At 34.3% G+C, this 24,584-nt stretch carries 22 protein-coding genes and 1 tRNA gene; 16 read left to right on the top strand and 7 right to left on the bottom strand.

Translation table 11 applies throughout. The annotated features are described in order from the left end of the window. The first annotated feature begins 120 nt into the window (after positions 1 to 120). The 11 genes from HCAN_RS07370 (at position 121) to HCAN_RS07320 (ending at position 14,631) form a co-directional block, all read left to right on the top strand. Complete coding sequence (locus tag HCAN_RS07370; RefSeq protein WP_006656481.1) at positions 121 to 2,694, top strand: ATP-dependent Clp protease ATP-binding subunit; 2,574 nt, start codon at positions 121 to 123, stop codon at positions 2,692 to 2,694. An 86-nt stretch (positions 2,695 to 2,780) separates the two neighbouring features. After that, entirely contained in the window at positions 2,781 to 4,535 is a 1,755-nt protein-coding gene (locus HCAN_RS07365; RefSeq protein ID WP_006656480.1) for a methyl-accepting chemotaxis protein, read from the top strand. 219 nt (positions 4,536 to 4,754) lie between these two features. Further along, on the top strand, positions 4,755 to 5,810 hold the full coding sequence (locus HCAN_RS07360; RefSeq protein WP_006656971.1) for a quinone-dependent dihydroorotate dehydrogenase: 1,056 nt from the start codon (positions 4,755 to 4,757) through the stop codon (positions 5,808 to 5,810). A 47-nt stretch (positions 5,811 to 5,857) separates the two neighbouring features. After that, positions 5,858 to 7,117, top strand: a complete 1,260-nt coding sequence (locus tag HCAN_RS07355) for a M16 family metallopeptidase (protein WP_006656478.1) — start codon at positions 5,858 to 5,860, stop codon at positions 7,115 to 7,117. Between the two features lie 7 nt (positions 7,118 to 7,124). Continuing rightward, a complete protein-coding gene (dapA, locus tag HCAN_RS07350; protein WP_006656477.1) occupies positions 7,125 to 8,039 on the top strand; it encodes a 4-hydroxy-tetrahydrodipicolinate synthase in 915 nt (304 codons plus the stop codon). 8 nt (positions 8,040 to 8,047) lie between these two features. Next, the gene (locus tag HCAN_RS07345; protein ID WP_172617279.1) at positions 8,048 to 8,818 is read left to right on the top strand and encodes an enoyl-ACP reductase; all 771 of its coding nucleotides are present in this window, start codon (positions 8,048 to 8,050) and stop codon (positions 8,816 to 8,818) included. Continuing rightward, entirely contained in the window at positions 8,818 to 9,360 is a 543-nt protein-coding gene (gene pgsA, locus HCAN_RS07340) for a CDP-diacylglycerol--glycerol-3-phosphate 3-phosphatidyltransferase (RefSeq protein WP_006656475.1), read from the top strand. The genes HCAN_RS07345 and pgsA overlap by 1 nt, the downstream gene beginning before the upstream one ends. 3 nt (positions 9,361 to 9,363) lie before the next feature. Continuing rightward, positions 9,364 to 10,434 carry an RIP metalloprotease RseP gene (rseP, locus tag HCAN_RS07335; RefSeq protein ID WP_006656474.1) on the top strand — a complete coding sequence of 357 codons (1,071 nt, stop codon included), beginning with the start codon at positions 9,364 to 9,366 and terminating at the stop codon, positions 10,432 to 10,434. A gap of 9 nt (positions 10,435 to 10,443) precedes the next feature. Further along, complete coding sequence (locus HCAN_RS07330) at positions 10,444 to 11,115, top strand: YggS family pyridoxal phosphate-dependent enzyme (protein WP_006656473.1); 672 nt, start codon at positions 10,444 to 10,446, stop codon at positions 11,113 to 11,115. A 159-nt stretch (positions 11,116 to 11,274) separates the two neighbouring features. Continuing rightward, complete coding sequence (locus tag HCAN_RS07325) at positions 11,275 to 13,371, top strand: RNA degradosome polyphosphate kinase (protein WP_006656472.1); 2,097 nt, start codon at positions 11,275 to 11,277, stop codon at positions 13,369 to 13,371. A 9-nt stretch (positions 13,372 to 13,380) separates the two neighbouring features. Continuing rightward, positions 13,381 to 14,631: a glutamate-5-semialdehyde dehydrogenase gene (locus tag HCAN_RS07320; RefSeq protein WP_006656471.1), complete on the top strand. Its 1,251-nt coding sequence runs from the start codon at positions 13,381 to 13,383 to the stop codon at positions 14,629 to 14,631. Between the two features lie 4 nt (positions 14,632 to 14,635). Here the strand turns inward: HCAN_RS07320 and ispG are convergent, their stop codons facing one another. Together ispG and HCAN_RS07310 are read right to left on the bottom strand one after the other, a co-directional pair. Then, the gene (gene ispG / locus HCAN_RS07315; RefSeq protein ID WP_006656470.1) at positions 14,636 to 15,715 is read right to left on the bottom strand and encodes a flavodoxin-dependent (E)-4-hydroxy-3-methylbut-2-enyl-diphosphate synthase; all 1,080 of its coding nucleotides are present in this window, start codon (positions 15,713 to 15,715) and stop codon (positions 14,636 to 14,638) included. Between the two features lie 15 nt (positions 15,716 to 15,730). Beyond that, complete coding sequence (locus HCAN_RS07310; RefSeq protein WP_006656469.1) at positions 15,731 to 17,875, bottom strand: WD40 repeat domain-containing protein; 2,145 nt, start codon at positions 17,873 to 17,875, stop codon at positions 15,731 to 15,733. A gap of 125 nt (positions 17,876 to 18,000) precedes the next feature. On the opposite strand from HCAN_RS07310, the gene HCAN_RS07305 reads away from it, so the two are divergent. Continuing rightward, positions 18,001 to 18,076: transfer RNA gene (locus tag HCAN_RS07305), tRNA-Glu, on the top strand. A gap of 1 nt (position 18,077) precedes the next feature. Here the strand turns inward: HCAN_RS07305 and pglC are convergent. Together pglC and HCAN_RS07295 are read right to left on the bottom strand one after the other, a co-directional pair. Continuing rightward, the gene (gene pglC, locus HCAN_RS07300) at positions 18,078 to 18,683 is read right to left on the bottom strand and encodes an undecaprenyl phosphate N,N'-diacetylbacillosamine 1-phosphate transferase (RefSeq protein ID WP_006656468.1); all 606 of its coding nucleotides are present in this window, start codon (positions 18,681 to 18,683) and stop codon (positions 18,078 to 18,080) included. Beyond that, positions 18,664 to 19,815, bottom strand: coding sequence for a glycosyltransferase family 4 protein (locus tag HCAN_RS07295; protein ID WP_034556400.1), 1,152 nt, complete (start codon positions 19,813 to 19,815; stop codon positions 18,664 to 18,666). Before HCAN_RS07295 ends, pglC begins: the two co-directional genes overlap by 20 nt. Positions 19,816 to 19,926: 111 nt before the next feature. Between HCAN_RS07295 and HCAN_RS07290 the strand changes: the two genes are divergently transcribed. Then, on the top strand, positions 19,927 to 20,403 hold the full coding sequence (locus HCAN_RS07290) for a hypothetical protein (RefSeq protein ID WP_006656466.1): 477 nt from the start codon (positions 19,927 to 19,929) through the stop codon (positions 20,401 to 20,403). Next, entirely contained in the window at positions 20,404 to 21,183 is a 780-nt protein-coding gene (locus HCAN_RS07285; RefSeq protein ID WP_006656465.1) for a histidinol-phosphatase, read from the top strand. It abuts the gene before it with no gap. Positions 21,184 to 21,216: 33 nt separating this feature from the next. Here HCAN_RS07285 and HCAN_RS07280 read toward each other — a convergent pair whose 3' ends face one another. Further along, positions 21,217 to 21,498, bottom strand: coding sequence for an EscU/YscU/HrcU family type III secretion system export apparatus switch protein (locus HCAN_RS07280; protein ID WP_006656464.1), 282 nt, complete (start codon positions 21,496 to 21,498; stop codon positions 21,217 to 21,219). Position 21,499: 1 nt separating this feature from the next. Continuing rightward, on the bottom strand, positions 21,500 to 22,114 hold the full coding sequence (gene ribE / locus HCAN_RS07275) for a riboflavin synthase (protein ID WP_006656463.1): 615 nt from the start codon (positions 22,112 to 22,114) through the stop codon (positions 21,500 to 21,502). 74 nt (positions 22,115 to 22,188) lie between these two features. Here ribE and HCAN_RS07270 point away from each other — a divergent pair, with 74 nt between their 5' ends. Continuing rightward, the gene (locus tag HCAN_RS07270; protein ID WP_006656462.1) at positions 22,189 to 22,980 is read left to right on the top strand and encodes a TatD family hydrolase; all 792 of its coding nucleotides are present in this window, start codon (positions 22,189 to 22,191) and stop codon (positions 22,978 to 22,980) included. 68 nt (positions 22,981 to 23,048) lie between these two features. On the opposite strand, the gene HCAN_RS07265 is transcribed toward HCAN_RS07270, so the two are convergent. Further along, positions 23,049 to 23,582, bottom strand: a complete 534-nt coding sequence (locus HCAN_RS07265; RefSeq protein ID WP_006656461.1) for a phospholipase D-like domain-containing protein — start codon at positions 23,580 to 23,582, stop codon at positions 23,049 to 23,051. Positions 23,583 to 23,683: 101 nt separating this feature from the next. Between HCAN_RS07265 and HCAN_RS07260 the strand changes: the two genes are divergently transcribed. Beyond that, a partial coding sequence (locus HCAN_RS07260) for a hypothetical protein (RefSeq protein WP_034556399.1) occupies positions 23,684 to 24,584 on the top strand: 901 nt, incomplete at its 3' end.

Here is a 24,584-nt window from a genome sequence, read left to right as displayed (position 1 = left end):
ATGATTAAGCAATCTATTTTTATTAGTAGTTAGCTACTTTTAGTATTTTATTATTATAAAACTTGACAATAATTGACTAAAGTTATATAATGCCAACAAAATAAATTTTAGGAGATTTCAATGAATATTTTAGAGAAACTCACCAATACTATGCAAGAAACATTGGAACAAGGTGCTTCTTTGGCATTGCACAATCAAAACCAAGAAATTGAGCCCATTCATCTTTTTTGGGCGATGCTAACTAATACCAATTCGCTTTTAAATCAAGCTTTAAACCGATTAAATATCGATAAAGCAGCCATTGAGTTAGAGGCAAAAAGTTTGGCAAATAATCTTCCTAAAAGCTCATCAGTGAGTAAGGAGAATCTAAAAATCTCTCGTAATCTTAGTGATGCACTTAATCAAGCCGATGGCTTAGCAGCAAAAAATGGAGATTCTTATATTGCTATTGATACTTTTATTTTGGCAAATCTCAACACAGAAATGGCAAAAAATTTGTTTGCTAAATATTTAGATTTGAATGAATTGAAAAAAACCTTTGAGGTAATAAGGGGAGGGACAAAAATTAATTCACAAAGTGGCGATGAGAATCTTGAAGCCTTGGAAAAATTCGGAATAGATTTAACGCAAAAAGCAATAGAAGGAAAATTAGATCCTGTAATTGGCAGAGATGAAGAAATCAATCATATGATGCAAATTTTGATTAGAAAAACCAAAAATAATCCCATTTTACTAGGTGAGCCAGGAGTTGGTAAAACCGCAGTTGTGGAGGGTTTAGCACAAAGAATTATTAAAAAAGAAGTGCCAATTTCTTTGCAAAATAAAAAAGTGATTGCACTTGATATGAGTGCATTAATCGCAGGAGCAAAATATCGTGGAGAGTTTGAAGATAGGCTAAAAAAAGTTATTGATGAAGTTACTAAGGCAAAAAATATTATTCTTTTTATTGATGAGATTCACACCATTGTTGGTGCGGGTGCAAGTGAGGGGAGTATGGATGCGGCTAATATCTTAAAACCCGCTCTTGCAAGAGGCGAATTGCATACCATTGGTGCAACAACACTTAAGGAATATCGCAAATATTTTGAAAAAGATGCGGCTTTGCAGAGAAGATTCCAGCCTGTTCCAGTTAATGAACCTAGTGTGAATGAAGCCTTGCAAATTTTACGGGGTATTAAAGAAAGGCTTGAAGCACATCACAATGTAACCATTACTGATAGTGCTTTAGTGGCTGCTGCTAAGCTTTCTAATCGTTATATTACAGATAGATTCTTGCCAGATAAGGCGATTGATTTAATTGATGAAGCTGCAGCGGAGCTTAAAATGCAAATTGAATCTGAACCGACAGAATTGGCAAAAATTAAGCGAGAAATTGAATCTTTGCAAGTGGAAAAAGAAGCACTTTTAATGGAAAAGAGTGAGAAAAATAATGCAAGGATTCAAGAAATTGAAAAAGAATTAAGCGATAAAAATGAAAAGAAAAAAGCCCTAGAAGTGCAATTTGAAAACGAAAAACAAGTGTTTAATGAGATTGCAAATATTAAGGTGCAAATTGATTCTTTGCGGACTGAAAGCGCTTTGGCAAAGCGTAATAGCGATTTTAATAAGGCTGCTGAGATTGATTATGGTAAGATTCCTGAACTTCAAAGGGCATTAGAAGAACAAAATCAAAAATGGGAAAAAATGCAAGAAGCAGGGACACTGCTTAGAAACGCCGTTTTGCCTGAATCAATTGCAGCTGTTGTTAGCCGATGGACACAAATTCCTATTAAGAAAATGTTGCAAGATGAGAAAGATAAAATTCTAGGAATCGAAGAAGAACTTAAAAAAGATGTGGTGGGACAAGATAAAGCACTTCACGCCATTGCAAGAGCTATTAAACGCAATAAAGCAGGGCTTAGTGAGCTTAATCGTCCTATTGGAAGCTTTTTATTCCTTGGTCCAACAGGGGTTGGAAAGACTGAATCGGCTAAAACTTTGGCAAGATTCCTCTTTGATAGCGAGAAGAATCTTATTCGCATAGATATGAGTGAATATATGGAAAAACACGCGGCAAGTCGCTTAGTGGGTGCGCCTCCAGGATATGTTGGTTATGAAGAAGGCGGACAACTCACAGAAGCGGTGCGTAGGAAGCCTTATAGTGTTGTGCTTTTTGATGAGATTGAAAAAGCACATCCTGATGTGTTTAATATGCTTTTACAAGTGCTTGATGATGGGCGTTTGACAGACAATAAGGGTGTAACTATTGATTTTAGAAATACCATTATTATTCTCACAAGCAATATTGCAAGTAACCAAATTATGGAATTAAAAGATGAAGATTCTAAAGAAAAAGCAGTTAAGGAAGCACTTAAAGCTTATTTTAAGCCTGAGTTTCTCAATCGACTGGATGATATTGTGATTTTTAATCCTTTAGGAATCGAGCAAATCACACATATTGTGGATATTCTTTTTAAAAATATTCAAAAGAAAGTGGCTGAGAGAGATATCCAAATAGAATTAGAACAAAGTGCTAAGGAATTTATCGCTAAAGTCGGCTTTGATCCAACCTTTGGTGCAAGACCGCTCAAAAGAGCTTTGTATGAGGAAGTAGAAGACAGATTAGCAGATTTGATTTTACAAGGGGAGATTAAAGAGGGTAGTAAAGTAACTTTTTATGCAGAAAATGAAGAAATTAGGACAAAAATTAATTAAATTAAACTTTAATTTACAACTAAATAATATTTTTTAAGTTTATGTAATATAGAATGCTGAATATTTTTAGCTTTTAGGGAGTAGTTATGTTTAATAATTTTTCTTTAAAAATTAAATTACTTATTTTGGCATTCGGTTTCTTCATTAGTTTTGGCGTATTGATTGGTATTATTTTCTTCAATCAAAATAAAATGACTAATGAAGCTTCTTTGAGTTTAAATTCGGTGATTGAGCAAGAAGTTGCCCAAAAGATAAAGTTAGCTACAGATAGTATGGCATATTCTCTTGGTGAGCTTGTGAATGGATTGGATGAAAAATCACAAATAGCTATTATTGCAAAAGCCATTGAAAATTTTAGATTCGAAGGGGATAAATCAGGATATTTCTTTGTCTATAAAGATCATTTTCCAGTAGCGCATCCAACAAGAAAAGATTTGATTGGAAAGTCGCTTTATGATGCAAAGGATCCAAAGGGCGTTTATTATGTAAGAGAATTATTTGAGAGTGCAAAAAATCAAGATGAGAAGGGAAAATTCATTCGTTTTGAATTTTCAAAGCCATTGCCTAATGGAGAGTTGATTCAAGCACAAAAGATTGGGTATGCACAGATGATACCTAATACTAATAATATGTGGATTTCAACAGGGGTGTATATCGATACTTTGGGCGATTATTCTAATGAAATATCGCATTCTTTAATGAAAGATATTTTGTATGCAATTAATAGCTATATTCTCATAGCCATAATTGTAGCAATACTAATATTCTTGCCATTATTGTTAATGTTTTATAAGAATTTGATAAATAGCGTTAATACTCTTCAAAGGAGTATTTTATTGTTCTTCTCCTATATTAATCACGAAAAGACTGATATACAATTAGTTCAAGTTAATTCAAATGATGAGTTTGGATCAATGGCTAAAGTGATTAATGCCAACATAGAAAAAACTAAAGCGGGATTGATTCAAGATGAAAAAGCAATCGCTCAAAGCGCACAAACAGCTAAAGCCATCGAGAGTGGCGATTTAACAGCAAGAATTGTTGAAAATCCGGCTAATCCTCAATTGGTAGAGTTGAAAAATGTTTTAAATAAAATGCTTGATGTTTTGCAAAGTAAGATTGGTTCTAATATGAATGAAATAACTCGAGTATTTGATAGCTATAAGCGTTTAGATTTTACAACCGAAGTTAAAAACGCTCAAGGTGATGTTGAGGTTATCACAAACATATTGGGTGAAGAGATAAAGGCAATGCTTAAGGCATCGGCTAATTTTGCATCAGATCTAGCTAAACAATCTCAAGATTTAAGAGAATCGATGCAAAAGCTAACAGAAGGTTCTCAAAGTCAGGCTAATTCTTTGCAGCAATCTGTTGTTGCGATAGAAGAGATAAGTTCATCTATGCAAAATGTTTCAGATAGGACTTCGGAAGTTACAAGACAAGCAGAAGATATTAAAAATATTGTAGGCGTGATTAAAGATATAGCAGATCAAACCAATCTCCTTGCTTTGAATGCGGCAATTGAGGCAGCAAGAGCAGGAGAACACGGAAGAGGATTTGCTGTGGTTGCTGATGAAGTAAGAAAGTTGGCTGAGAGAACAAGTAAATCTCTTAATGAAATAGAAGCGAATGTGAATGTTCTAGTTCAAGGGGTGAATGATATGAGTGAATCCATACGAGAGCAAACTACCGGTGTGGGACAGATTAATGAAGCTGTGGCTCAACTAGAGACAATAACCCATAATAATGTGATTGTTGCTAATGATACTAATGCCATTACTCAAGGTGTCAATAAAATAGCTAATGATATTTTAGAGGATGTCAATAAGAAGAAGTTTTAACTTCTTCTTAAAAAGTTATTGAAAATAAGGAATGTTTGGCGATTTTAAATCTTTTAAATTCTTACCCCCCCCCCCCCAATAATTTAAAAGATTTAAAAGAAATTCTTTGTGTGTATTTTTTGTGGAATTAATTTGAAATAAGTTGCCAAAAAAGTTTAAAAAATTATTTAAATAAAAATGCTACAATTCTAAAATTATTTTACTTTGCAAGAGGTAATGATGTTTAGCTACCATTCCATTCGTCCTTATTTATTTAAAAGTGATCCTGAAAAGGCACATTCTTTTGTGGAAAAAATAGCTAAATTGGCTCCTAAGATTCCTGGAATTTTGCCTTTGTTATCTCAAAAAACTTGCATTCAAAATCCCATTTTGGCACAAAAAATTGATGGTATGTCTTTTTATAATCCTATAGGTTTAGCTGCAGGATTTGATAAAAATGCCACAATGATTCCAATGCTTTGTGCACTTGGATTTTCTTATTTGGAGCTTGGTGCAGTTACCCCTAATCCTCAAGAAGGTAATGAAAAACCTCGCCTTTGGCGACATATTCAAGAAGAATCAATTCAAAATGCAATGGGTTTTAATAATGATGGATCAGAGGTAATTGTCAATCGTTTGTCTAAACTTTATCCCTTTGCCATTCCGCTTGGAATGAATATTGGTAAAAATAAAATTACTTCACAAGAAAAAGCACTCGATGATTATCTTTTGTTGGCTAAAAAATTTGCAAATTGCACGGATTATTTAAGCGTGAATATTAGTTCGCCCAATACTCCAAATTTGCGAGATTTGCAAAATGAAGCTTTTATTAAGGAGCTTTTTTTAAAGCTTTGTGAAATCTATTCTAAGCCTATTTACCTAAAAATTGCGCCTGATTTAGAGATTGATTCTATTTTGAAGCTAACGGAAGTGGCTATCCAAAATGGAGCTAGAGGAATCATTGCAACCAATACCACTTTGGATTATTCATTAGTTCAAAACCCTAAAGAAAAAGGTGGTTTGAGTGGTCGAGTTCTCACTCAAAAAAGCAAAGAGATTCTAAGGCAAATTGCTAAAGTGTATGCCAAAAAAACAACGCTTATTAGCGTAGGGGGAATTTCAAATGCACAAGAAGCTTTTGAGAGGATTGCTTTGGGTGCAAACCTTGTGCAAATTTATTCTGCCTTGATTTTTGAGGGACCTATGCTTGTTAAAAAAATCAATGAAGATTTGGTTCAAATCCTTGAATCAAAAGGCTTTTTAAATATCCAAGATGCAGTAGGTATTAATTTATGAGAAAATTTAGATTTTTGATTTTATTTGTTTGTTTTATAGGAGTTTTAATGGCGCAAAATTCAGTTCTTCCAAAATACCATAAAGCAGTGCTTGAAAATGGTTTAGAGGTGTATATTATCCCACTTAATAATCAAAGCAATGTTATTACAACCGATATTTTTTATAAAGTGGGTAGTCGTAATGAAACAATGGGAAAAAGTGGAATTGCCCATATGTTAGAGCATTTGAATTTTAAATCAACTAAGAATCTAAAAGCAGGTGAATTTGATAAAATTATCAAGAGTTTTGGTGGTAGCACAAATGCTTCTACAGGCTTTGATTACACACATTATTATATTAAATCAAGCACTCAAAATTTAGATAAAAGCTTAGAACTTTTTGCAGAATTGATGCAGAATCTTAATTTGAGTGATGAGGAATTTCAACCTGAACGCAATGTGGTAGCCGAAGAAAGATTATGGCGGACAGATAATAATCCTATGGGTTATTTATATTTTAGGCTTTTTAACACTGCTTATGTTTATCATCCTTATCATTGGACGCCAATTGGTTTTATGGATGATATTAGAAATTGGAGTATTGAAGATATTAGAGCTTTTCATAAAACTTACTATCAACCCAAAAATGCAAGCATTGTGATTGCAGGAGATATTGAAGTTAATGAAGCTTTAAAAGCGGTTAGAAAATATTTTGAAAAAATTCCAAATACTGGATTTGAAATACCAAAAGTTCATACAATAGAACCAAAACAAGAAGGTTTGCGTCAAGCAAGTGTGCATAAGCAAACTGAAGTTGAAATCCTTTCTATTGCGTATAAGATTCCACCCTTTAACCATAAAGATCAAATCGCCCTTAGTGCTTTAAGTGAGATTTTAAGTGGTGGGAAAAGCAGTGTTTTATCAAGTGTGATCGTGGATAAAAAGCGACTTGCAGCTGAAGTTTATACTTACAATATGGATTTGGTAGATGAGGGCGTGTTTATTATAATGGCTTTAGCTAACTCTGAAGTAAGTTTGGATAAAATCCAAAAGGAAATCTTGGCTCAAATTGAGCTTATTAAGCAGGGCAAACTTAAGCAAAGTGAGCTAGATAAAGTTAAAATTAATATGCGCGCAAGTTTTCTTTATGAGTTAGAATCAAGCAGTGGTGTTGCTAATCTTTTTGGTTCTTACATAGCTAGGGGGGATTTGCAGACTTTGCTTGATTTTGAGAAAAATTTTGAATCTTTAAATTTGGAAGATATTATTAGAGTGGCAAATCAATATTTTACTCTGAATAATGCCACCATTATGACTTTACAAAAGTGAGAGAAATATGCAAGTAGAAGAAACAATTATAGGTGCAATGACTGCACTTGTTACACCTTTTAAAAATGGAAAGCTCGATTTAGAGACTTATGAAAATCTTATTCAAAGACAAATTAATTATGGCATTGATGTCATAGTGCCTGTTGGGACGACTGGGGAATCTGCTACACTAAGTCATCAAGAACATAGAGAATGCATTGAAGTTACTCTCAATGTTGCCAAGAAAAATAGACTGAATGGGAAAAATATTAAAGTGTTAGCGGGAGCAGGGAGTAACTCCACGCAAGAGGCTATTGAATTGGCAAAATTTGCACAAGCTAGTGGTGCTGATGGAATCTTGTGCGTTACGCCTTATTATAATAAACCTACTCAAGAAGGACTTTATCAACATTATAAAAGTGTTGCTGAGTCGATTTCTATTCCTTTAATGCTTTATAATGTCCCAAGTCGCACGGGTGTAAGCCTTGAAAACACTACAATATTGCGGCTTTTTAGGGATGTTAAAAATATTTATGGTGTCAAAGAAGCAGGTGGAAATCTTGAAAAAGTGATGGATTTAAATGTGAATCAAAAAGATTTAGTCATTGTAAGTGGTGATGATGTGATTAATTATCCTATTCTTTGTTGCGGTGGAAAAGGTGTGATTTCGGTAACTTCTAATCTCTTGCCAGATAAAATTGCAGCCTTAACGCATAGTGTTTTGAGTGATTTGAATTATCAAAAAGCTTATATTTTAAGTAATGAACTCTATAGAATCAATAAAGCACTTTTTGTTGAAAGTAATCCTATTCCCATTAAAGCTGCAATGTATTTAAGTGGATTGTTAAAGACTTTAGAATATCGTTTGCCACTTGTCTCGCCGAGTGTAGAGAATCTTAAATATTTGGAGCAAATTTTAATGCAATATGAGGTGGTGAAATGATAGAAAATATGAAAAACAAAACCTTAGTTATTAGCGGAGCAACGCGTGGCATTGGCAAGGCGATTCTATATCGTTTTGCACAAAATGGCGTTAATATTGCTTTTACTTATAATAAAAATGAAGAAGAAGCACAGAAAATTATTGCTGATGTAGAATCTAAATATCAAATCAAAATTAAAACTTATCCTTTAAATGTTTTAGAGCCAGAAACTTATAAAGATTTATTTGCAAAAATTGATGAAGATTTTGAAAGAGTGGATTTTTTTATCAGTAATGCAATTATTTATGGTAAAAGTGTGGTGGGCGGTTTTGCTCCTTTTATGCGTCTTAAACCAAAAGGTTTGAATAATATTTATACTGCAACGGTTCTTGCTTTTGTTGTGGGTGCGCAAGAAGCGGCTAAGAGAATGCAAAAAGTGGGCGGTGGAAGCATTATTTCTCTTAGCTCCACAGGAAATCTCGTGTATATGCCAAATTATGCAGGGCATGGGAATTCTAAAAATGCTGTAGAAACTATGGTAAAATATGCGGCAATGGAGCTTGGTGAATATAATATTCGCGTGAATGCAGTGAGTGGAGGACCTATTGATACAGATGCGCTCAAAGCTTTCCCTGATTATGCGGAAATTAAAGCAGCAGTAGAATCTCAAAGTCCGCTTGGGCGTATGGGGAAACCTGAAGATATAGCAGGGGCTTGTTTGTTTTTATGCGATGATTCTTCAAGTGCTTGGCTTACAGGACAAACAATTGTGATTGATGGAGGAACAAGCTTTAAGTAATGAATCTAAAAAGTCTTCCAAATTTTTTAACAGCTCTTAGAATCTGTTTTGCAATCTTGCTTTTAGCTATTTTGCTTTATGGTTGGGAGTTGCTACCACCTTCAATTCATTCTACTTGGGTGAATTATCTTGCTTGTTTACTTTTTTGTGTTGCAAGCATTACGGATTTTTTTGATGGTTTTATTGCTAGAAACTTTAAAGTTACGAGTCTTTTTGGGGAGATTTTTGATCCCTTAGCCGATAAGCTTTTAATGCTTGCGGCTTTTATTGGGCTTTTGGTGATTGATAGGGTTAATGCTTGGGCTGTTTTTTTGATTTTGGGGAGAGAATTTTTTATTACTGGGCTTAGAGTTGCTGCTGCTGCAAAAGGTTTGAGAGTGGCTGCGTCAAATCTTGGAAAATACAAAACAGGATTACAAATTACGGCGATTGCTTTTTTGCTTATGGATTATTCTTTTGCAAATGCTACTTTATGGCTTGCTGTAATTATTACCCTTTATTCGGGCTATGATTATGCTAAAGCTTACACAAAGACAAGGTAAAATATGGGTTTTATTGGTTCTATTCTTGTTCTAGCTTTTTTGGTCTTTTTTCATGAATTGGGGCATTTTTTAGCCGCAAAGCTTTTTGGCGTAAAAGTAGAAGCCTTTAGCATTGGTTTTGGAAGTCAAAAATTATGGAAAAAACAAATTGGAGAGACTGAATATTCTTTGCGTCCTATTCCACTTGGTGGTTTTGTGCAGCTTAAAGGGCAAAGCGACATTGATCCTAAAAATCGCAATTATGAAAAAGATAGCCTTTATGGGATTGCCACTTACAAAAGATTGGTTATACTTGCAGCTGGATCATTTTTTAATCTCTTTTTAGCTTTTTTGCTCTATATTGCTATTGCTTTAATGGGGCAAAATGAGTTAGCTCCTGTTATTGGAAAAGTGCAGGAAGATATGCCTGCAAGTAAGGCAGGTTTGCAAGCAGGCGATGAAATTGTTGCCATTAATGGAGAAAGCATTAAAACTTGGGATAAGCTTAATAGGGTAGTGGAATCTTCTGTTGGCGAATTGGAGGTTACTTTTTTGCGTGATTCACAAGTGCAAACTGCGATTTTGATTCCCAAACTTGGGCAAAGTAAAAATATTTTTGGTGAAGAGATTTCTCGCCCTTTAATTGGAATTATTGCGGCTAATGAAATACGCAAAATTTCTTATTCTCCACTTGAGAGTATTCCTTATGCTTTCTCTCAAACTCTCCAAGCTAGCACCCTTATTTTGCAGGGATTAGAGAAGATCATTTTGGGAGTTGTGCCTTTTAGTGAGGTGGGAGGAGTCGTTTCAATTGTTTCTATTACCAAAAAAGCAACAGAATTAGGAATTGTTACTCTTTTGACTTTTACAGCTTTAATATCTGTGAATTTGGGAATCTTAAATCTTTTGCCTATCCCTGCATTAGATGGGGGGCATATTGTTTTTACTCTTTATGAAATGATAACCAAAAAGATTCCAAGCCTTAATGCTATCTATCGTTTAACACTAGCAGGTTGGGTTGTTTTATTTGGGCTTATGGGGCTTGGATTATATAATGATGTTATGCGTATTATGAATGGAACAATGCCTTTTTAAAGGAAAGTGATGCAAAATTTTAAAGAAAATTTAATTAATGCTATTGAAAAGATAGAAAAAGCTAGAATTGCAGTTGATAGACATAGGATTGTGCGGCTTGTTGCAGTGAGTAAATATTCTACTACTCAAGAAATACAAGCTTTGTATGAATGTGGGCAAAGGGCTTTTGGGGAAAATAAAGTGCAAGATTTAACCCAAAAAGCTAATACTCTAGAATCACTGCCCCTAGAGTGGCATTTTATTGGAAATCTCCAAAGCAATAAAATTAATGCACTTTTAAAATTAAAACCTTTTATGTTTCATAGTTTGCACTCTTTGGAGTTAGCCAAACAACTTCAAAAGAGATTGGAGCAAGAGCATATTTATCTTAAAACGCTCTTGCAAATCAATAGCGCTAAAGAATCTACCAAAAGTGGAGTTATGCCTGAAGAAGCGATAGAAATTTATTACCAAATATTAGAAGAGTGCCCAAATGTTAAACTTTGTGGGCTAATGAGTATTGGGGCGCATTCAACGGATTGTAATTTAATTCAAAAAAGCTTTGAGACAACACGGGCTTTATTTGAAAAACTGCAAAATTTTGGTGCTAATACCTTGAGTATGGGAATGAGTGGAGATTTTGAATTGGCGATTCGATGCGGAAGCAATTGCGTGAGACTTGGAAGCACTCTTTTTAAATAAAATGGTAAGATTATTTTGATTCTATAAAAGATTCTAGTTTTTGTTCTTTAAATGAGTAGATTTATTAGAAAAGTTTAATAAAAACTGCTAAATATTTGAGAATCGAGAAGTTTTTTGGTTGAGTAAGGTATAATTGTAGAAAAGCACAAAGGGTGGGCAATGTCTAATCAGCTAAAAGAATCAAGCAACTTTATTAATCGTGAATTATCTTGGCTGCGGTTTAATACACGCGTTTTAAGTGAAGCACAAAACTCTAATAATCCGCTTTTGGAGCGTTTAAAATTTATCGCAATTTATGGCACAAATTTAGATGAATTTTATATGGTGAGAGTGGCTGGGCTAAAGCGACTTTATGCTGCTAGAATCACAGAAAGTGGGGCAGATAGGCTCACCCCTAAAGAGCAATTAGAAGAGATTCGAGGCTATCTTAAAAAAGAAAAAAAGCTTTTAGAGGCGTGTTATTTTGAGATTAAAGAATCATTAAATAAACTTGGACTTTGCATTAAAACTTATAAAGAAGCAAATAAAGAACAACAAAAACAATTGCAAGATTATTTTATGAATCATCTTTATCCTATTGTTGTCCCTATTGCGGTTGATGCTACGCACCCTTTTCCACATTTAAATAATCTTAGCTATGTGTTAGCACTCAAACTTCAAAGTCTTGATAATCCTAATGAAATTAAGTTTGGAATGACGCGTATTTCAAGAATGCTTCCTGGATTTATTAAGCTAGGAGACACTTATGTGCTAACAGATAGTGTTGTAGCAGAATTCACAAGTGAGTTATTTCCTGGATTTTCGGTGCTTAGTTGGACTGCTTTTAGGGTTACAAGAAATGCCGATATGGAGATTGAAGAAGAAGAAGGCGATGACTTTATGGCGTTAATGACAGAAGGGCTGAAATCTCGTCGCAAAGGGGAAATTATTCGTTTAGAAATTGGCAAAACAAAAGATGAAGAACTAAAGCGCTTTATTACAAATTATATCCCTGTTTCTAGTGAAGATATTTATGAATGTGAATTGCCGATGAATTCTAGTATTTTATGGGAGATTGTAGGGAATAAGAATTTTGCACAACTCACTTTTCCAAGTTATACACCAAAGATTCTGCCCCCACTTGATTCTAATGCAAATATTTTTTCAATTTTAGACACTCAAGATGTGTTGTTATTTCAACCTTATGAGAGTTTTGATCCTGTGGTGAATTTTATCCAAAGTGCTGCTAAAGATCCCGATGTATTTTCGATTCGTATGACACTTTATCGTGTAGGGAAAAACTCGCCCATTGTTAAGGCATTAATTGAAGCGGCTGAAAATGGCAAGCAAGTAACAGCATTGGTGGAGCTAAAGGCTCGTTTTGATGAAGAAAATAATTTGCATTGGGCTAAGGCATTAGAAGGGGCAGGTGCGCATGTGATTTATGGAGTCCCTGGGTTAAAAGTGCATGCTAAGATTGCTTTGGTGATAAAGAGTATAGGCAAAGAGTTGCGCGAATATGTGCATTTAAGCACGGGGAATTACAACACGAGCAGTGCAAAAATTTACACAGATATTAGCTATATGACTTCTAAGAAAGAATTTACGCAAGATGCGACGAAATTTTTTCATAATCTTTCTGGTTTCTCTCATAAATCAAGGCTTAATACGCTACTTGCAGCACCTTTGCAAATTAAGCCCAAAATCATAGAATTAATTGAAAATGAAGCCAAAAAAGGAAGTGAAGGAAGAATTATTTTAAAGGCAAATTCTATTGTTGATACCGATGTGATTGTGGCACTTTATAAGGCTTCTAATGCAGGAGTGAAGATTGATTTGATTGTGCGAGGGATTTGCTGTTTGAAGCCAAAAGTGGCAGGAGTGAGTGAAAATATCCGCGTTATTTCTATTGTGGGTAAATATTTAGAACACGCTCGAATCTATTATTTCAAACATGCAAAACCACAAATTTATTTTGCAAGTGCAGATTTAATGCCAAGAAATTTGGAGCGGAGAGTGGAGCTTATGACGCCTGTTTTTGAAGAATCTCTAGCAGAAAAACTCTTTGGGATTATTCGCTTACAAAGTGAAGATAACACAAATGCTCACGAATTGCAAGAAGATGGAGAATACAAAAAGCTAGTTTCTAATGGTAAAAGCATTAATAGTCAAAAAATTTTAGAGGATTATACTAACGCCACTTATACCTCCTTAAAGCGTGAAGAAGAGGAAATTAAAGCAAAGCGACTTGCAAGGCGTATGTTTAGGGAAAGCTAAGGAAGTTATATGGAGTTTTTTGAAACCTTAAGGAAAGCAAAAGAGGCAAAAGTTTATATGAGGCAGATTCCTCACCCTATAAGGCAGGAATTTTTAAGAGAGTGTGCTAAAGAGCTAGAAACACAAAGTAAGATGATTTTGGAGGCTAACCAAAAGGATTTATCTAAAGCACAAGAGTTTGGGCTTTCTGCTTCTATGTTGGAGCGATTGACGCTAAATCAAGAGCGGATTTTAGCAATGGCAAAATCTCTTAAAGAAATTGCGGATCTCCCTGATCCACTTAGTAGGATTCTAGGTGGTTTTAGTAATGCAAAGGGTTTAGAAATAGAAAAAGTAAGTGTCCCAATTGGTGTGATTGGAATCATTTATGAATCGCGTCCAAATGTTACAAGTGATACAGCAGGACTTTGTTTTAAAAGTGGAAATGTATGTATATTAAAAGGAGGCAAGGAAGCACAAAACTCAAATAAAGCCATTGTTGAGATTTTTCATAAGGTTTTAGAGCAATTTAAGATCCCAAAAGAAGCGATTATCTTTCTTTCTTGCGAGAGAGAAGATTTAAAAGTATTGTTGAGTGCTAAAGAATATATAGATCTGGTGATTCCGCGTGGTGGAGAGGGCTTGATAAAATTTGTGAGTGAATACTCAAAAATCCCTATTATTAAGCAAGATAAAGGAGTTTGTCATATTTTTGCCCATTCAAGTTGCAAAATAGAGCAATCTATTGCTGTGATAGTCAATGCTAAAACTTCTCGCCCTAGCGTATGTAATGCGTGTGAGACTTTGCTTGTAGATTCTAGTTTTGCTGAAAAGTTTTTGCCCCAAGTGGCTAAGGCTTTGAAGCAAAAGGGGACAACTCTTAAAGGTTGCAAGGAATCTTGTAGAATTTTAGCTCAAAGTGGGATAGAGTGCGAAGTGATTCCCCTAGAAGCCTATCATACTGAATATAATGAAAATATTTTAAATATAAGAATAGTGCGGGGCTTACAAGGTGCATTGGAACATATTGGTAAATTTAGTAGTGGGCATAGTGAAGCAATTTTGTGCGAGGATTATAGCATTGCAGAGAATTTTTTAAATCAAGTAGATAGTGCTTGTGTGTATGTGAATGCTTCAACAAGGTTTAGCGATGGAGGAGAGTTTGGTTATGGAGCAGAGGTAGGGATTTCTACTTCTAAGCTTCACGCTAGAGGTCCTATGGGTGTGGAATGTCTTACAAGTTATAAATATAAGATTAGGGGTAATGGGCAAATAAGATAAGAGATTACAAACCTTGGTTTTGTATCATTTCTTGTTCGGTTTGTAAGACTTCTTTGATAAAGACATCAATAAGTTCTGATTCTTTGTATTTTCCTACTATTTGACCTTTTTTGATGATTAACCCATCTCCACTGCCAAAGGCAATGGCAACATCTGCGTGTTTAGCTTCCCCGAGTGCATTCACAGCACAGCCCATAACAGAAAGCTGCATAGGAGTTTTGATTTTTGGCATTCTTATTTTAAGTTCCTTTAAAATAGGCACCAAATCAGCTTGTAATCTACCACAAGTAGGACAAGAGATATAAGTGATTCCTTCTTTTTGTCTTCCGCTATAGCGTAAAATAGAGCGTGCAACTTCTATTTCTTTTTCTAGCTCACCAGTAATAGAGACTCGCATTGTATCTCCAATGCCTTCCATTAAAAGTCCCCCTAATGCCATTGAGCTTTTTATCATTGATGATTCTAGATCCCCAGCTTCTGTTACGCCAAGATGAAAAGGATAAGAAACTAAAGGACGCAACATTCGATAGGCTGCCATTGTGCGTTCAACATCACTTGCTTTGAGAGAAACTTTTAGATGAGTAAAGCCAAAATCTTCTAAAAGTTTAATATTATAAAGTGCTGATTCTACCATTCCTTTTGGAGTAGCACCATATTTGTCTTCAAATTGTTTCTCTAAACTGCCGGCATTAACACCAATGCGAATAGGAATATTTCTTTCTTTGCAGGCTTCTACAACGGCTTTGATTTTTTCTTTTGACCCGATATTTCCAGGATTTATGCGGATACAATCCACAGATTGAGCAGCAATAAGAGCGAATTTATAACGGAAGTGAATGTCTGCAACTAAGGGCAAGGAAATCATACTTTTAAGTGTTTTGAGTGCTTTTGCATCTTCTTCATCGCTCACAGCCACACGCACAATATCGCAACCAGCAAGTTGCAATCGATCGATTTGATCTTTGGTAGCTTGTAAGTCTGCTGTTTTTGAAAAAGTCATACTTTGCACAGAGATAGGTGCATCACCACCAATCTTGACTTCTCCGATTTGAATTTGTTTAGTAGGATAGCGTTGTATTTGCATTTTTAGCCTTTATTGTTAGTTTAGTGGTTGTTCATCAATACAAAGGAGGGATTCGACTAAGCTTACATTGAGATAGCCTTGTGGATTACCTTCTTGCGAAATACTCTCTAGGGTATTTTCTAAGCCCATTTCGGTAGCTACCTTTTTAAGCTCTTCATCTTTTCCATAGCGTTCAATGTAGTATTGAAAGCTTTCTTTCCAATTAATATTTTGGCTATTTTGGTGAGCATTTTGAAGGAATTCATTGAGATAAGCAATTTTTAAAATAGAGGCAATTTTATCTTGCCAACATTTGATGTTAAGGTATTCTTTTAAGGTATCTATCACGCCTTTACCATCTCCATTAGAAGCAAAGCCAAAGGCGATTCTGCCTTTAGCTCTAAATTCTTCATAGAGTGTTTTATATTCCAATGTAGAATGGAGTTCAAAATGTTCTTCTGCCATTTCAAAAGCTTTTGAGAGTTGTTTAGAAGCACAATATTGAGAAAATTCTTGTTTGAGTTGAATGTTTTTTGATTTTTCATTGGCAATACTTTTAAAAGGGAACATTGCATTAAGAAGCTTACAAACTTCAAGTGCTTTTTGGTAATTATTTTGGTTTTCTAAAGTGCTAATGTGTTGTATGATTTGGTTGCCTACAAGCAAAGCATTTTTGTAGCTTCTTGTAGCCTGCAAAAAGGGAAATTTTTCACAAATTTTGAAATATTCCACAAAATTTTTGGCTTTAAATTCCTTATCAGCTTGAAGGAATTTATCAACATTTTTCAAAAGGGTAGTAATAACTGCTTTTTTAATTGGAACATTTGCAAAAGGATTTAGTAATTCTTTGACTTTATGGATATTAAGCTGTGCATCTTCTGCTAATAATTTTTTGGCAAGTTCAAAGGTTTTTTCCCATAATTCTTCAAGTTGTGTATAAGCCATTGTGTTTTCTAAATAAGGATATTGTTTGATAAGTTGATAAGCTTCAGTGTAGTTTTTCTCCTCAATAAGATCCATAAAGCGTGCAACACTAGCTTTTTGACGCCAATAATAATCAAATTCTTCTTTTTTGCTGTTATCATACATAAAGGGTTCTATTAGACTTTGTGCTTCTTGTAATCTATCTTTAGCGAGTAGATCGATGGCTTCAAGTAATTTATCTTGCCAGAGTGAATCAAGTTTTTCTTTATATTGGGGTAAAGTTTGAAGAAAGATATTTTTTTCTTTAATAAGCTTAAGGCAGGATTGCAAATCATCATTGGCAAGATATTCTAACATTTCTTCTTTTGCAAGATCAATTTGAGCAATCTCAATTGCGCCATTAGAGTAACCTATATATAACAGATTTTTATCTAAAAAAAGCGAGGTTGCACCAGTGTATTCTGATGGGATAGTGTCAATGATTGCGTTATCGCTAATACGAGCCAATCTTAATGGATTATATTTTCCTCCAATAACAGCAAATTCTTCCCCAGGAAGTTTTTGGCAGGTTGTAAGCCACGAGTTTTGTAAAGCATTTTGGCAAAGATATTCTTGTTTGTAGATATCATAAGTAAAAATTCCATTTTTAGTAATGCAGAATAATTTGGTGTTGTTATCATAAAAAAAGGCATCTTCCACAACAAAATCGGTTTTGAAATCTATGATTTTTGTATTTTTTAAGATGCTAAAAACCATAGCAGTTTTGCCAAAACAAGCACTAAAAATAAGTGTTCCACATTCGCTAAATGCAATAGATGAAATATAATCTGGGAAAGGTGGCAAACTGAGAAGTAAATGATAATTTTCTCCCATGTAAATAAGCACTCTACCATCTTCTCCGCCTGTGGCAAGATAATTATCATCATAAGAGAAAGCAATTTTAGAAATTTCAAGCTTTTGCCAAGTAAGCACTGCAATAGGTGTAATTTTTGGCTTAGTTTTTAAGACAATGCCTTTGGAAGTTGAAGTAAAACCAGTTACAACTCTTCCGTTTTTATGGGAAATAGCAACAGATTTGCTAAAAGGGTGTAGAGGTTCCGTATCTTTTGAGAGTTGCAGGGTTTGATTGATGACTTTATCTTGAATAGAGAAAGTAACGATATTATAGAAGTTATCTGCACAAATAATATAATCCTCATCAGTAGCGATTCCTAAAACACTACCAATAAGTCTTAATTTGCTTTGTAATGGAAACATAAAGCCTCCTTTAAGAAACCAAATAATCTTTGGAAATTTGGGTTATTATACTTTTTTATCCCTAAATGATAGCTTTTAGAGCCTAGATTTATTTTTCTATAACTAAAATATGTTAAAATTCCGCCGACCCTTTCATCTAGTGGCCAAGGATAATGCCCTTTCACGGCAGTAACGGAAGTTCAAATCTTCCAAGGGTCGCCAATTACTCATTCCCCTTGAATTTTTCCATTGTGACATTGGTGTTTGAATTAATGTCTTTGCGTTTTAATACTTTAAAGAAAGTAAGATAAAGAATTTTAAGATCTAACCAAAAACTAATATGTTTCACATAATATACATCAAGTTTGAATTTTTCTTCCCAAGAGATAGCATTGCGTCCATTGACTTGAGCCCAACCTGTGATGCCTGGTTTAACTTCGTGGCGTTTAGCTTGTTCTTTATTATAGAGTTTTAAATATTCAACTAAGAGTGGGCGTGGTCCTACAAAGCTCATTTCTCCCTTTAAGACATTAAAGAGTTGTGGGAGTTCATCAAGGCTACTTTTGCGAATGAATTTACCAAATCCTTTTAGTCTTAATTCATCGCTTAGCAATTGCCCATTAGAATCTCTTTGATCGCTCATTGTGCGAAATTTATAGATTTTAAAGATCTTTCCCTTTAATCCTGGGCGTTCTTGTGTGAAAAAAATAGGCGAACCAAGTTTTAGTCTAATTAGCAAGGCAACTATCAAAATAATTGGCGAAAAAAGAATAATCAAAATAAGAGCTAATGAGAAATCTAAGATAGGCTTAATGAAATGTGGATACATTTTTTACCTCTTTATATAATTGAAGATAGGATTTTACAATAGATTCCACGCCAAATTCCTCGCAAATTTTTTTGCGGCTATTTTTTCCAAATTCTTTTCTTAAAGATTCGCTTTGTGAGAGTTGGAGAAGTTTTTCAAAGAGAATTTGACTATCTCCAATGGGGACTAAAAATCCATTGTATCCATCACTAACAACTTCCTTGCAACCAACGGCATTAGTGGTGATGATAGGCTTTGCCATACTGCCTGCTTCTAAAAGTGTGCGTGGAATCCCTTCTCTATAACTTGGAAGCACGAAAATATCACAGATTCCAATGAGTTCTTTAATGTCTTGCCTTTCGCCTAAATAATGCACTTGTTTTTGATTTTCTAGGAATTCTTTGTCTATAGGTGCGATATTTCCTGTATCAATCCCTCCTACATATAAAAAGTGTAGCTTTAAATTAGCCTCTTTTGCTAAGTTTGCTGCTGCATAATATTCTTTTATGCCTTTGTGTAAAATTGCCCTTGCTATCATTAAGACTACAAGAGAATCTTGAGGAATTTTTAGACTTTGAAGTAAGGCTTGATTTTTGGGGAGTGGAGAGAAAAATTCTGTATCAATTCCAGAGCCTTTTATAAGGATGGTTTTTTCGCGTGGCACTAAGCCTTTTTTGACATAAAGATCTAAGTCATCTTGATTTTGAAAAAGCACCTTTTTAGCAATTTTAAAGGCAAAGAAATTAAGTCTTTCAATTAAGATTTTAAGTAAAAAAGTTTTAGGAGATTTTTGAATATAAAAACTTCCCAATCCTGTTAGAGAGTTAATTACATAAGGAATCTTGGCGATTTTTGCGGCAAAAGATCCATAAATATTTGGCTTTAGCATAAAAGTGTGAAGAATATCAGGTTTTTCCTTTTTGAGAATTTCTGCGATATTTTGAATAGTTTTTAAAGCTTTAAAGGGATTAAGACTGCCACGCTCTATGGAATAATCTATCGCTTTAATTTGATGTTTAGCAAATTGCGAGAAATATTCTCCTTTTGGAGTAAGAGCTAAGACTTCGTGTCCAGCTTTTACTAGGGCAATCATTACAGGAAGCCTAAAGCGATAGAGATTTGAATCGGTGTGTGAGAGAAAAAGAATCTTCAAGAAATTCCTTATTAAAATAATGAAATATAGCTGAAATTATACCATTTTTATTTTTTATGTTTTTTGTTGTGTTATAATTTTGATTTTTAAGTTTTGGATAAGGTGTTCTAAGTGGAAGATGAATTTGCAAATGAGGATGGAGATTTTTTAAATCAAGCCGATCAAGAATCCGTTGTTCAAAGGGTTTGTCAAAATATTGATTCAAGCAATGGTGTGATCAAAGAGTTAAAAAATAGGCAAGCAAGTGTGATGCTAGAGACAACGAGTAAAATGATTTTGGATAAAAGTGGGCTAGTGCATTCAGGAAACCTTTACTCTAGTGCAGCTTATAGCGCTTTATTGGCAGTGAATAATCCCAATGCTATTATTATTGGAGTGGAGATGAAGTTTTTAGCTCCCATTGAGCTTGGAAATGAAGTACTTTTTAAGGCGCAATGTCTGCAAGAGGATACTAAAAAGCGGGAAGTGAAAGTTGAGGGATTTGTGCTTGATATTAAAATTTTTGATGCAATGTTTTCTATTGCAGTGTTTGATAAGCATATTTTAAATCTTCATATTACTAAAGAAATGGAAAAAAGGGTGGAATAAATGCGAGTGGATTTGCATAATCATACTAGTCTATGTAAGCACGCTAGTGGAACTATGGAAGAATATATTCAAAAAGCCATAGAAGAAAAAATAGATATTTTTGGATTTTCTTGCCATAATCCTATGGAGTTTGATGAGCAATATCGTATGGATTTTGCGGAATTACCCTTTTATTTGCAACAAATAGAAGAGTTAAAGGCGAAATATGCTTCACAAATTTCTATTAAAATGGCTTTGGAGATTGATTTTTTACCCCATCTTTTGGATGAGAGAATCTTTAATTTGCCATTAGATTATCGTATCGGAGCGGTGCATTTTCTAGGAAATTGGGGATTTGATAATCCTGAATTTATTCGGGAATATGCAAAGCGTGATATTAATGCTTGTTGGGAGCAATACTTTGAAGCTGCCAAGCAAATGGCGATGAGTGGTGAATTTGATATTGTTGCACATATGGATTTATTAAAGATTTTTAATTATCGTCCTACAAAAGACTTACGCAAAACTATAGAATTAACTCTCAAAGCAATTAAAAAAGCCAATATGGCAGTGGAAATTAATGCTGCAGGACTGCGTAAAGAAGTCAAGGAGCAATACCCTTCTAGGGAAATTTTGGAAATGTGCTATGGGCTTGATATTCCTATTGTTTTTAGCAGTGATGCGCACGCCATAGAGCAGATTGGATTTGCAAGAGAGACTTTAGAAGCTTTAGCAAGGGAAGTGGGCTATACAAAATGTGCGACTTATACAGCACGCGATAGAGAGTTAGTGGAGTTTTAAGGAGAATCTGCAACTTTTAAAATAGCTTATAAATTATGAATGACTCATTTGGGTTTTTTGTTCGGTTTTGTAAAGCCAAATAAATACTTCCACAACAGCTTTGTAAAGATCAGGTGGAATCTCTTCATCAATTTCTAAATGAATAAGTGAATCCACTAAAGCTTTGCTTTGAAAAAGTGGAATGTCGTATTCCTTAGCCTTTTCAATGATTTTTTGGGCGATTAGTCCTTCTCCTTTAGCTAAGACTTTTGGAGCTCGGTGTTTGTTTTGTTCATAAGCTAGAGCGACAGCTTTTTGAGAAAGTGGCAAAGGCATTTTAATAGCTCCCTAGGATTCTATCAACTTTTTCCCAAGTGAGATTGGAATCTTTTTTGTTAGATAAGAAATGTTGCACCATTCTTGCAAACATATCTGTTTCAATATTGACTTTTGTTCCAACTTTGTATTGCCCAAAGAGTGTGTTTTGGATTGTGTGTGGAATGAGCGTAAGGCGTAGTGAATCATCTAAAACTTCATTAATAGTAAGACTAATTCCATTAATTGCAATACTGCCTTTAGGGATGCAAAGTTTCAAAATATCGCGATTAGCGGTGATAAAAAAATCAATACCAATGGAGTGTGGAATGATTTTAATAATTTCTCCTATGCCATCTATATGGCCTTGCACCAAATGCCCATCAAGTCTATCTTGTAATCTTAAAGCCGGTTCAATATGCACTAAGTCTTGATAGGATTCTAAGGCAATATGTGATTGTGTCTCTTCGCTTAATTCTACGCTAAAACCATTGTTGAAAATTTCTATAGCCGTTAAACAAGCACCATTAACTGCTATGCTATCTCCGACTTTTGGGCGGTGTTTTGCTTTGAGCGTAAGAATGTTTTGTTGGAATCCAAGCACTTTCCCAAACTCTCTAACTAAGCCTGTAAACATTTATATTCCTTAATTTAAGCCAAGTTCTATTAAAATTTTCATAATTGTAACAAAAAAAAATTAAGGAATATTTTATGCAACTTTGTGATACACATTGCCATTTAGATGATAAAAGATTTGAAGAGGATTTTGAAGCCATTTTGGATCGTGCTAGAAATGCTGGAATCACTCGTTTTATTATTCCTGCAGCGCATCCAGAGGATTTAAGTAGAGCGCGTGAGTTAGCCCATAAATATGAAGAAATCTATTTTGCAAGTGGGTTGCATCCAAATTATGCCTATTTATATGATGAGGCTTTTTTGGAGCCGTTTTTAGAAGATGAGAAATGTATTGCAGTGGGCGAGTGTGGGCTTGATTATTATTGCTTGGAAGAAGCATTGGCTCAATCAAAGCTAGAGAGCATTGAGAAGTTAAAACAAATTCAAAAAGAGGTTTTTATTGCACAAATTCAATTAGCTATTGCTTATAAAAAGCCTTTAATTGTCCATATTAGAGATGCTTCAGCAGATAGTTTGGAGATTTTGCAAACTTATTGTGATGAGTTAGTTGGAGGAGTTTTGCATTGTTTTAATGCAGATTTTCAGCTCCTTAGCCTTGCTAAAAAAGGCTTTTATTATGGGATTGGAGGGGTTTTAACTTTTAAAAATGCTAGAAAATTGGTGGAAATTTTGCCTAAAATTCCAGTAGAATCTCTGCTTTTAGAAACGGATGCACCCTATCTTACGCCTCATCCACACAGAGGAAAGAGGAATGAACCTTCTTATATTCCTCTTGTGTTGGAAAAAATGAGTGAGATTTTAAATGTTTCAAAAGAAAACTTGGTGGGCTTAATCAATCAAAATACTAAAATGCTTTTTGGAATTTAAGTTTTAATTCAACTTTAGTGCTTGGGGGGCACTAAAATGTCATTATTTGGCGAGATGATTTTATAAGATTAATATTTCTCACACTCTTCAAACATTGTTTCAAATTCTTTTTGTGCTTTTTGGATAAATTCTTTATTATCTAAAATTACCAATGTTTCATAATTAGTTTCAAATGCACTTTTAGACCAATTTGCCGATCCTAAAATTAAATGTTTGTCATCTATAATTGCCATTTTGCTATGCATTAATCCATTATATTTGCCATTGCGTGAGCGTTTGCCCTCTAAAAAGCAAGTTTGTATATTTTTAAGTTTAGCAAGATAGCCAATGGTAGAGTGATTATTTTTTTGATTAGACTTTTTGTCATAAATAATTCGCACCTTTACGCCTTTTTTGGTGGTGTCTCGGATGGCTTTGCTAATTTCACGATTTGTAAAACTATAAATAGCAATATCAAGGGTATTTTGGGCGCTCTTTATGGTGTTGATTAGCTGCTTGATGGCTTGATTTTGTTCTTTTGGCATAAAATAAAGCGATTGCGCAAAAGAGGGAAGTGAAAGCATAAAACAAAAGCAAAAAAGATAGAAAAGTTTGCTAAACATTAAAATTTCCTTGTGAATCTTAAGATAAAAGTTGTTAAAATTTTGAAATTTTAACAAATTCTTTATTGTAGAATATTAAAAAAAATGGAGCGCTTCTTAAAATGAAAATATACTTAGTCAATAAAAATCCAATGATTACTAAGCTTGCCTCACTTAGTATTTCAAAGATTGGTTTAGATATGGTTGAGACACAAGGAATTGATTTGACTTTGCAAGCTGATGTGCTTTTATTGGATGATGAGTGCTACCAACAAGAAGAATTAGAGCAATATAAACAAGCAAACACAGAAGTTAAAACGATTTTACTCTATGCAAAATCAACACAAAGGGTGGAAGGGTTTGATGCATATGTTCAAAAGCCTTTTTTGCCTACAGATCTTGTGAAAACTCTATCCGAAGTTTGCGGAATAGAAACTTTTGTTGAGGCTAAGGAAGAAGAAAAAGTTGATGAAGCAGAAAAGCAAGATAGCGATTTGCTAGATTTAGGGGATTTAGGATTGGAAGTAGATCCATCAAAATCACTCTCTCCAAAAGTGCTAGATGAAAGTGATATTGAAGAAGTTAAGCAGTTATTTACCGAAGAATCTGATGATGAAAATAAGAATTTTGAAGAAGCAATTGGTTTGGATCAAAAGCAGGATATTTCTGCAGAAGAAATTCAGAAAGAATTAGAAGAGGCAGAGAATCAACAAGATGAGGTGGAATTATCACAAGAAGATCTAGAAAAAAGTCTTGAAGATTTAGAGTTTGATAAGGATCAAAATGAGGAATTAGAAGAATTAGAAAAAAATAATGAATCTAAAAATACAGAAGTTGTTGAAACTGCACAAGATGAGCAAGAAATTGATTTTGAGGCTTTATTGAATGATATGCAAGAAAGTAATGATGAAGACAAAGAATTAGTGAATAATGAAGTTAGCAAAGAAGCAGAAGGAGAGTTTGAAACACTATCTTTAGAAGAAAATGAATTGCCTCAAATGCAAGTTGATTCTATTGAAATAG

This window comes from Helicobacter canadensis MIT 98-5491 (genome assembly GCF_000162575.1).
Taxonomy (GTDB): Bacteria; Campylobacterota; Campylobacteria; order Campylobacterales; family Helicobacteraceae; genus Helicobacter_D; species Helicobacter_D canadensis.
The sequence above is the reverse complement of the archived record's forward strand: the minus strand, read 5'-3'. Positions and strand labels throughout refer to the sequence as shown.